The following is a 10,018-nucleotide window of genomic DNA, read 5'->3' as shown; positions in this document are numbered from 1 at the left end:
CCGGCAGGCCGTCCCGGACGGCCCGGCCACTCCCGCTCCCCGAGCCGTTAGCCTTTTCAGCCTCAGCAGTGGTTTCAGGCAGGCGGTAGGCAGATGGACTTCCCGGCGGACTTCTCCGCGGACTTCCCGGCGCAGACGCAGACCCACCCGCACGGTGGCTGGCCCGGCAACGAGCTGGAGGAGGTGCTCTCGGCCGCTCTCGGCGCCGGGCCCGCGGCAGGCGGGCGGATCGTCGAGGTGCTCGGCCGGAGTTTCGTCTGGGTGCCGCTCCCCAACGGCGGCGGCCCGCACAGCGGCCCGCTCGACCTGCCCGCCGTCGAGATCGAGGGTCAGGCGTTCGTGCCGGTGTTCAGCTCGGAGGAGCAGTTCCGCCTGGCCGCGGGGCCGCACATGGCGTACACCATCGCGCCCGCCGTGGAGTTCGCCCGCGGCCTGCCCCCGCACGCGGGGATCGTCGTCAACCCCGGCGGCGTGGTCGGCATACCCCTTCCGCCCCCCGCCGTCGCCGACCTGTGCCGGACCGGCCGGACCCCGCTGGACGGCCCGGCGAGCGGCGGCCGGGTCCGCCTCTTCGAGCCCGACTGGCAGGACGACCCGGTGGACTTCCTGGCCGCCGCCTCCGCCGAGTTCGAGGCGATCGGCGTCGTGCTCACCGCCCGCCGCTGCCTCGCCGCGATCGAGACCGCCGACCCCGTGATGTTCGTGGGCGTCGAACTCTCCCAGTGGGAGGGCGACCTGCGGGCCCTCCCGCTGGAGGCCCTGACCCGGGCCGTCACCGCGGCACCTGCGCCCTGGCCCGTCAACCTCGTCCTGCTGGACGTGACGGCGGACCCGGTGGGCCACTGGATGAAGGACCGGGTCCGGCCCTTCTACCAGCGGTAGGGCGACCGGCCCGGGCGCGCCGCAAGCCACGGACGGACCCGCACGCGCCGGACGAGGGCAAGTCCCGAGTCGGTGGGCGGGCTTAAGCTAGGTCACGGTCGAGGCGTTGTACGAAGGGGCGGTAAAGGTGAGCGCGAGCGGCACAGCCGCGGCCGGACAGGTCGAGCACATGCTTCGCCAGGTCACGCCCGGGCGCTACGACGCCTACGAGGCACTCCTGCGCGCGCTCGCGACCCCGCACACCGGCCAGATCTGGATGCTCCTGTGGCACGGCCAGGCCGGCTCCCCGGACGCCCAGTACGGAAACATGGAGGTCGACGGCCACGGCTACGCGCCCTGCGTGACCTCCGCCCAGGAGCTCTCGGCCAGCGGCTGGAACCGCTCCTACGAGGTGGTCGACGGCGTCGACGTGGCCCGCGCCCTCTACCCCGACCACTACGGCCTCTGGCTCAACCCGCACGCCCCGGGCGGCGGCGTCGGCATCCCCTGGCTGGACCTGCGCAGAATCGCCACGGGCCTGGACCGCCAGCCCGCCGGACCGCTGCGGCTGTCCGAACCCGCCATCGAGATCCCGCAGTTCTACGCCCTGCTCGCGCAGAACGCCCACCGCACCCCGGCCGTCCGCGCGCTGCGCCGCGCCTGGGTGCAGCCCGCGCTCGGCGCGCCGTACCTCGCCATCGGACTGGACGTGTACGACACCTCGCCGCCGGCCGTGGACTCCGTGCGCGCGATGATGCAGCAGTCCCTCGGCGCCGTCCCGGACGGGCTCCCCGTCTCCACCGTCGCGATGTCCGACGAACACGACCCGGTCGCCATGTGGCTGCGGGCGAACGCCCGCCCCTTCTACGACCGCGAGGCCCACGCCACCGCACCCGTCCAGGCCCCCGCGTCCGGCTACGGCTACCCGCCCGCCCAGGGCAGGTTCTGAGCCGCCAGGACCCCCGCCGAGGCCGGTTCCCCACCCCGCGCAAAGACGAGGAAAAGTCAGCTCTCCGCGCGTAGATAAGGGCGAGATGCGCCTGTATGTCCTAAAATGCCCATACCTCAACGTGTCCGACCCCTGTTACCCGTTGTCCGGATAACGGAACCCCCCAGACAGCATCACGTTTACGCATCCTTTCACCGCCAAGTCTGGCAACAGATCGCCAAAGCGTTGAAGACTCCCGGCAAGACACGGGCCGGTCGGTCTCGTGTACGAGACAAACAAACCGCTACAGCGGCAGCCAGGGGCTAGGCGATCGCCGGCCCGAGAGGGGTCAATCGCACCGTGACCGCACCGATCGAGACCACCGGGGCGGAAGCCGGAGCACAGCCCGAGGCCGTGCTCTCCGGGGTCAAGAAGAGCCAGATCGAAGGGCGCTCGCTCACCCAGATCGCCTGGATGCGCTTCAAGCGGGACAAGGTGGCGATGGCCGGCGGCGTCGTCGTCATCCTGCTCACGCTGATGGCGGTGTTCTCCAAGCCGATCCAGTGGATCTTCAACCTCGATCCCAACAAGTTCAACCAGGACCTCATCGACCCCGCGCTGCTCGCCCCCAAGGGCGGTTGGGGCGGCATGAGTTGGGACCACCCGCTGGGCGTGGACCCGCAGTACGGCCGCGACATGCTCGCCCGCATCATCGACGGCTCCTGGGTCTCCCTGCTGGTCGCGGGCGGCGCCACGCTGCTGTCCGTGTGCATCGGCACCGTGCTCGGCGTGATCGCCGGCTACTACGGCGGCTGGATCGACAGCGTCATCAGCAGGCTGATGGACACCTTCCTGGCGTTCCCGCTGCTGCTGTTCGCCATCTCGATCTCCGCCTCCGTGCAGGACGGCTTCTTCGGTCTCGACGGCCTGTCCCTGCGCATCTGCGTGCTGATCTTCGTGATCGGCTTCTTCAGCTGGCCGTACATCGGCCGGATCGTGCGGGCGCAGACCATGACCCTGCGCAAGCGGGAGTTCATCGAGGCCTCCACGAGCCTCGGGGCGCGCGGCCCGTACATCCTGTTCCGGGAGCTCCTCCCGAACCTCGTCGCGCCGATCCTCGTCTACTCGACGCTGATCATCCCGACGAACATCCTGTTCGAGGCAGCGCTGAGCTTCCTCGGTGTCGGTATCGCTCCGCCGCAGGCCTCCTGGGGCGGCATGCTCAGCAACGCTGTGGACCTCTACACGGCTGATCCGCAGTACATGTTCGTGCCCGGACTGGCGATCTTCATCACCGTCCTGGCCTTCAACCTGCTGGGTGACGGGCTGCGTGACGCCCTCGACCCTCGCAGCAAGTGATCCATCGAATGAGGGGGCTTCCTCAGGTGAAGACGAGAAGGGTGACCGCCGGCGTTGCGTCGGTCCTGGCACTGTCGCTGGGAGCTGCCGCGTGCGGCGGCGGTGGTGACGACAACGACGGGGGAGGCAACGGCAAGAAGGACGCCGCGCTGAACTCGATCGTCAACGCGTCGGACAAGAAGGGGGGGACGGTCACGTACGAGCACTCGGACGTGCCGGACTCCCTCGACCCGGGCAACACGTACTACGGCTGGGTGCAGAACTTCTCCCGCCTCTACGGCCGGACGCTCACCACGTTCAAGCCGGCGGCGGGCAAGGAAGGCCTGGAGGTCGTGCCGGACCTCGCCGAGGGACTCGGCAAGTCCAGCCCGGACGCCAAGACCTGGACGTACAAGCTGCGTGCCGGAGTGAAGTTCCAGGACGGCACCCCGGTGACGTCCAAGGACGTGAAGTACGCCATCGAGCGCTCCAACTTCGCGCCCGAGGCACTGTCGAACGGCCCGACGTACTTCAAGGCCTACCTCGAGGGCGGCGACAAGTACCAGGGTCCGTACAAGGACAAGTCGGCCGAGGGCATCAAGTCCATCGAGACGCCGGACGACCGGACGATCGTCTTCAAGCTGAAGCAGCCGTTCGCGGACTTCGACTACCTGGCGACGTTCTCGCAGACGGCCCCCGTGCCGAAGGCGAAGGACACCGGCGCGAAGTACGTGCAGGCCATCCAGTCCTCCGGCCCGTACCAGTTCCAGTCCTACGAGGAGGGCCGCGGCGCCACCCTCGTGCGCAACAAGCAGTGGGACCCGAAGACGGACCCGATCCGCAAGGCCCTGCCGGACAAGATCACGATCAAGTTCAAGGTCAACCCGGTCACGGTCGACAACAACCTGATCTCCGACAAGATCACGGCTGACGCGGCCGGCACCGGTGTGCAGCCGCAGACCCAGCCGAAGGTCCTGCGCGGCAAGCTCGCCGGCCAGACGGACAGCTCCTACGCGGGCGCCACGCAGTACATCGCGCTCAACGTCAACGTGAAGCCGTTCGACAACGAGCACTGCCGCAAGGCCGTCCAGTGGGGTCTGGACAAGCAGTCCGTCCTGGACGCCATGGGCGGTTCGCCGAAGGGCGACGTGGCGACCACGCTGCTGCCGCCGTCGGTCAACGGCTACACCAAGTTCGACACCTACCCGAGCGAGGGTCACAAGGGTGACGTCGCCAAGGCCAAGGCCGAGCTGAAGGCCTGCGGCCAGCCGAACGGCTTCAACACGATCCTCACGGCCCGCTCGGACCGGCCCGCCGAGGTCGCGGCCGCCACGGCCGTCCAGGCGTCGCTGAAGAAGATCGGCATCAACATCGAGATCAAGCAGTTCCCCTCCGGCAAGTACTTCTCCAACTTCGCCGGTGTCCCGTCCTACGTCCACAAGAACAAGCTGGGCATGCTCTCCATGGCGTGGGGCGCCGACTGGCCGACGGGCTACGGCTTCCTCGACCAGATCGTCAACGGTGCCGCCATCAAGCCCTCCGGCGGCAACAACCTGATGGAGCTGGACGACCCGAAGATCAACAAGGCCCTGACGGACGCGATCGCCAACACCGACGACGCCGCCCGCACCAAGGCCTGGGGCGACATCGACAAGATGGTCCTCGACAACGCCTCGGTCGTCCCGCTGATCTACCGCAAGAACCTGCTGCTGCGGCCCACGTCCGCCAGCAACGTCACGGTCACGCAGGCCTACCTCGGCATGTACGACTACCTGCTGATGAGCTCCGCGAAGTAACTCAGCAGGCCGGATCCTTTCGAAAGGCAGGTGAAGGCACCGGGTGGCCGCGGCGGACGACCCCGCCGCGGCCACCCGGGGCCGTACAGCTGTGGCTGCGTACATCCTCCGACGCGTCATGGGCGCGGTGCTGTTGCTGCTGGTGGTCAGCGCAGTCACCTTCGCCATCTTCTTCCTGGTGCCCCGTCTCGGGGGCCAGACGGCCGATCAGTTGGCCACCCAGTACGTCGGCAAGGACGCGAACCCCGAGTCCGTCGCCGCGATCAAGAAGAACCTGGGACTGGATCAGCCCGTCTACGAGCAGTTCTGGAACTTCATCAAGGGCCTCGTGGCGGGTGCCGACTACCGGTTCGGTCCCGAGGCGACGCACTGCAGCGCACCCTGCTTCGGGTACTCCTTCAAGAGCCACATCGAAGTCTGGCCGCAGTTGGAGCAGCGGATCCCGGTCTCCTTCTCGCTGGCCGTCGGTGCGGCGGTGATCTGGCTGATCTCCGGTGTGACGACCGGTGTCATCTCGGCCCTGCGCAAGGGCAGGCCGATCGACCGCATCTCCATGTTCATCGCGCTCGCCGGCGTCTCGCTCCCGATCTTCTTCACCGGCCAGATCCTGCTCGCGCTCTTCGTCTACGAGATCCCCATCTGGGACAGCATCGACTACGTCCCGTTCACCCAGAACCCCGCCGAATGGGCCTGGCATCTGATGCTGCCCTGGATCAGCCTCGCCTTCCTCTTCTCCGCGCTCTACGCCCGGCTCACCCGGGCGGGCATGCTGGAGACGATGAACGAGGACTACATCCGCACGGCCAGGGCGAAGGGCCTGAAGGAGTCCACGGTCGTCACCAAGCACGGCCTGCGCTCCGCCCTCACCCCGATCGTCACCATCTTCGGCATGGACTTCGGCACCCTCGTGGGCACCGCGGTGCTCACCGAGACCGTGTTCTCCCTCCAGGGCATCGGTGCCTACTCGGTCCAGGCCATCAAGGACAACGACCTGCCCATCGTGATGGGCGTGACCCTGGTCGCCGCGTTCTTCATCGTCTTCTGCAACTTGATCGTCGACCTGGTGTACGCCGCCATCGACCCCCGGGTGAGGTACTCGTGAGCAAGCTCGACAAAGCCGCGCTCGGCGAACCGGACACCACCGCCCCGTCCGTCCCGGACGACGTGTTCCTGTCCGTCCGTGATCTGCGCATCCACTTCGACACCGACGACGGCCTGGTCAAGTCCGTCGACGGCGTCAGCTTCGACGTGCGCAAGGGCAAGACCCTGGGCATCGTGGGCGAGTCCGGCTCCGGCAAGTCCGTCACCTCGCTCGGCGTGATGGGCCTGCACCGCTCGGCGCGCGCCAAGGTCACCGGCGAGGTCTGGCTCGACGGCCAGGAGCTGATCGCGGCCGACCCCGACGCCGTGCGGCGGCTGCGCGGGCGGAAGATGGCCATGATCTTCCAGGACCCGCTGTCCGCGATGCACCCCTACTACTCGGTCGGGCAGCAGATCGTCGAGGCGTACCGCGTCCACCACGACGTCAGCAAGAAGGCCGCCAAGCAGCGCGCCATCGAGATGCTCGACCGGGTCGGCATCCCCGAGCCCGCCAAGCGGGTCGACAGCTACCCGCACGAGTTCTCCGGCGGTATGCGCCAGCGCGCCATGATCGCCATGGCCCTGGTGAACAACCCCGAGCTGCTCATCGCGGACGAGCCGACCACCGCCCTGGACGTCACCGTGCAGGCGCAGATCCTGGACCTGATCCACGATCTGCAGAAGGAGTTCGGCTCGGCGGTCATCATGATCACCCACGACCTGGGCGTGGTCGCCGAGATGGCCGACGACCTGCTGGTCATGTACGGCGGCCGGTGCGTGGAGCGCGGTCCGGCCGAGGCCGTGTTCTCCGAGCCCCGGCACCCCTACACCTGGGGCCTGCTCGGCTCGATGCCGCGGCTGGACCGCGAGGAGACCGACCGGCTCATCCCGATCAAGGGTGCGCCGCCCTCCCTGATCAACCTCCCGTCCGGCTGCGCCTTCCACCCGCGCTGCCCGTACGCGGACATCCCGAAGGACAACGTCACCCGCACCGTCCGCCCCGAGCTGACCGAGGTCGGCGGCTCGCACTGGGCCGCCTGCCACATGAGCCAGGAGCAGCGGGAGCGTATCTGGACCGAAGAGATTGCGCCGAAGCTGTGAGCGACGACAAAACGGTGAGCGAACCGGACACCAGCGGCAGCACCCTCACCCAGGACACCACCGGCGACGGCGAGGTCCTGCTGAAGGTGACCGGCCTGCAGAAGCACTTCCCGATCCGCAAGGGCCTGCTCCAGCGGCAGACCGGCGCGGTCCGGGCCGTCGACGGCATCGACTTCGAGGTCCGCAAGGGCGAGACGCTCGGCGTCGTCGGCGAGTCGGGCTGCGGCAAGTCCACCATGGGACGGCTGATCACCCGGCTGCTCGAACCGACCGGCGGCACGGTCGAGTTCGAGGGCAAGGACATCACGCACCTCGGCGTCGGCGACCTGCGCCCGATGCGCCGCGACGTGCAGATGATCTTCCAGGACCCGTACTCCTCGCTGAACCCCCGGCACACGATCGGCACGATCGTCGGCGCCCCCTTCCGGCTCCAGGGCGTCGAACCCGAGGGCGGGGTGAAGAAGGAGGTCCAGCGGCTGCTGTCGGTGGTCGGCCTCAACCCCGAGCACTACAACCGCTATCCGCACGAGTTCTCCGGCGGCCAGCGCCAGCGCATCGGCATCGCCCGCGCGCTCGCGCTCAACCCCAAGCTCGTGGTGGCGGACGAGCCGGTCTCCGCGCTGGACGTGTCGATCCAGGCCCAGGTGGTGAACCTGCTGGACGACCTCCAGCAGGAGCTCGGCCTGACGTACGTGATCATCGCGCACGACCTGTCGGTGGTCCGGCACGTGTCCGACCGGATCGCGGTGATGTACCTCGGCAAGATCGTCGAGCTGGCCGACCGCGACAAGCTCTACAAGTCGCCGATGCACCCGTACTCCAAGGCCCTGCTGTCGGCCGTGCCGATACCGGATCCCAAGCGCCGGGGCGTCAAGAGCGAGCGGATCCTGCTCAAGGGCGACGTGCCCTCGCCGATCGCCCCGCCGAGCGGCTGCCGCTTCCACACCCGGTGCTGGAAGGCCACGCAGATCTGCAAGACGACCGAGCCGCCGCTGGTGGAGCTGCGGGCCGGGCAGCGCGTGGCCTGCCACCACCCGGAGAACTTCGCGGACCAGCAGCCGCAGGACACCGAGCTGCTGTCCTCGGCGAAGGAGGTCGCCGTGGAGAACGGCGCGGCGCCCGTCGAGAAGTGACCCCACCCGAGCCCCCGCCCTCGCACATCAGGGCGGGGGCTCACCCGTGGGGGAAAATGCACGGGTGCTCCAGCAACTCTTCAGTCCGTCCGTCCAGCACACGCTCGATCTGATCGGCATCTTCGTCTTCGCGATCTCCGGCGCCCTGCTGGCCGTGCGCAAGAACTTCGACGTCTTCGGCATGGCCGTCCTCGCCGAGGTGACCGCGCTGGGCGGCGGGCTCTTCCGCGACCTGGTCATCGGGGCCGTGCCGCCCGCCGCGTTCACGGACCTGGGGTACTTCCTCACCCCGCTGCTCGCCACCCTCCTCGTGTTCTTCCTGCACCCGCAGGTGGAACGCATCCAGGTCGCCGTGAACGTCTTCGACGCGGCCGGCCTCGGCCTGTTCTGCGTCGCCGGCACGATCAAGGCCTACGAGTACGGGCTCGGCCTGACCGCCTCGGCCGGCCTGGGCCTGACCACCGCGGTCGGCGGCGGTGTGCTGCGGGACGTCCTCGCCAACGAGGTGCCCTCCCTGCTGCGCTGGGACCGCGACCTGTACGCGGTCCCGGCGATCGTCGGCTCCGCCCTGGTCGCCCTGTGCATCCGCTACGACGCCCTGAACCCGTTCACCAGTGCCCTCGCGGTGATCACGGCCTTCGTACTGCGTCTGCTCGCGATGCGGTTCCACTGGCGAGCTCCGCGGGCGTGGCACCGGCGGTCGACGGTGAGCGAGGAGGAGCAGCCCGTCCTGCCGTGACGGGCCGGGCGCCCGTCTGCTGCGTCAGCCAGGTGAAGGCCGGCACGATCTGCGGCCGCCACAGCGCCAGGGTGTGCCCGCCGGCGCTCTCCGGGACGTACACCACGTGCACGGTGGTCGGGGCCTTCGCGATCCGCTCCAGGGCCACGCCCGCCTCGTAGCCGTCGTGCGGCTGGCCGGAGAGGTAGAGCGCGATCCGCGGCGGGGCGGGGGCCCGGCGCAGCAGCAGGAAGGGGTTGTTCGCCTCGCGCAGCGCGGGGGTTTGCGCGGCGAGCGAGTCGCGTTCGCCGATCGGGTCGTCGTAGCCGGACAGGCTCACGGCGGCCCGGTAGCGGTCGGGATGGGCGACGGCCAGCTTGGCCGCGCAGTGCGCCCCGGCCGAGTAGCCGGCCACGGCCCAGCCCCCGGGGGCGGGCCGGGCCCGGAAGTTGTCCATGACCATCTTCGGTACGTCGACGCTCAGCCAGCTGTCGGCGTTGACCGTGCCCGGGATGTCGGCGCAACCGGTGTCCACCCCGGCCAGCAGGTTGGTGCGGGGCGCGACCAGGATGAACGGGGCGATGCGGGCGTCCCGCATCAAGGGCTCCAGCTGCTCGTGCGCGCGCAGTGAGCCGAACCAGGCCTTCGCCGAGCCCGGATAGCCGGGCAGCAGCTCCACGACCGGGAACCTGTGGTGCCGGTAGGCCGGTTCGTCGTACTGCGGGGGCAGCCAGACGTACACCTCGGCGTTCACGCCGGAGACCCGGCCTCTGAGCTGGGTGACCCGCACCCCGCCGGCCGCGCGCATCGCGGGCCCGGCGGCGGGCTGGAAGGTCTGGCGCACCCTGGGCAGCCGCTGCAGCGCGATACCGCCGGTGCCGTCGGCGCCGAGGTCGGCCGCCTGCTGGACGTGGTCGCCGGTGCCGAGCAGGTCGGCCCAGTTGTCGTACAGGCTGTTGGCGTTGTTGACCAGCGTGAAGACCAGGGCCACGGCCGTCCCCTGGGCGAACAGGAGCATCAGCGTCCGGGCCGCGGCCCGCAGCGGGCGGGGGCCGCGGACCCG

Annotated in this window: 9 protein-coding genes; 8 read left to right on the top strand and 1 reads right to left on the bottom strand. The window is 69.4% G+C overall.

Features of this window, described 5'->3' with window-relative positions:
* Positions 1–93 precede the first annotated feature (93 nt).
* The 8 genes from RIN80_RS05865 (at position 94) to RIN80_RS05830 (ending at position 8,976) form a co-directional block, all read left to right on the top strand.
* Positions 94–882, top strand: coding sequence for an enhanced serine sensitivity protein SseB (locus tag RIN80_RS05865; protein ID WP_309094417.1), 789 nt, complete (start codon positions 94–96; stop codon positions 880–882).
* Between the two features lie 127 nt (positions 883–1,009).
* Positions 1,010–1,810 (top strand): enhanced serine sensitivity protein SseB C-terminal domain-containing protein, encoded by an 801-nt coding sequence (locus RIN80_RS05860; RefSeq protein WP_309094416.1) that lies wholly within the window; start codon positions 1,010–1,012, stop codon positions 1,808–1,810.
* Positions 1,811–2,149: 339 nt separating this feature from the next.
* Positions 2,150–3,148, top strand: a complete 999-nt coding sequence (locus RIN80_RS05855; RefSeq protein WP_309094415.1) for an ABC transporter permease — start codon at positions 2,150–2,152, stop codon at positions 3,146–3,148.
* A gap of 8 nt (positions 3,149–3,156) precedes the next feature.
* A complete protein-coding gene (locus RIN80_RS05850; RefSeq protein WP_309094414.1) occupies positions 3,157–4,923 on the top strand; it encodes an ABC transporter substrate-binding protein in 1,767 nt (588 codons plus the stop codon).
* A 91-nt stretch (positions 4,924–5,014) separates the two neighbouring features.
* Positions 5,015–6,025 carry an ABC transporter permease gene (locus RIN80_RS05845; protein WP_309094413.1) on the top strand — a complete coding sequence of 337 codons (1,011 nt, stop codon included), beginning with the start codon at positions 5,015–5,017 and terminating at the stop codon, positions 6,023–6,025.
* Positions 6,022–7,104: an ABC transporter ATP-binding protein gene (locus RIN80_RS05840; RefSeq protein WP_309094412.1), complete on the top strand. Its 1,083-nt coding sequence runs from the start codon at positions 6,022–6,024 to the stop codon at positions 7,102–7,104. The genes RIN80_RS05845 and RIN80_RS05840 overlap by 4 nt, the downstream gene beginning before the upstream one ends.
* Complete coding sequence (locus RIN80_RS05835; RefSeq protein WP_309094411.1) at positions 7,101–8,237, top strand: dipeptide ABC transporter ATP-binding protein; 1,137 nt, start codon at positions 7,101–7,103, stop codon at positions 8,235–8,237. Before RIN80_RS05840 ends, RIN80_RS05835 begins: the two co-directional genes overlap by 4 nt.
* A gap of 64 nt (positions 8,238–8,301) precedes the next feature.
* Positions 8,302–8,976, top strand: a complete 675-nt coding sequence (locus RIN80_RS05830) for a trimeric intracellular cation channel family protein (protein ID WP_094056288.1) — start codon at positions 8,302–8,304, stop codon at positions 8,974–8,976.
* On the opposite strand, the gene RIN80_RS05825 is transcribed toward RIN80_RS05830, so the two are convergent.
* Positions 8,867–10,018: alpha/beta hydrolase-fold protein (locus RIN80_RS05825; protein ID WP_309094410.1), on the bottom strand; the 1,152-nt coding region annotated here is incomplete at its 5' end. The genes RIN80_RS05830 and RIN80_RS05825 overlap by 110 nt on opposite strands.

Source organism: Streptomyces sp., from assembly GCF_031181705.1.
Lineage (GTDB): Bacteria > Actinomycetota > Actinomycetes > Streptomycetales > Streptomycetaceae > Streptomyces.
This window is presented reverse-complemented; position numbering and strand designations above follow the sequence as displayed.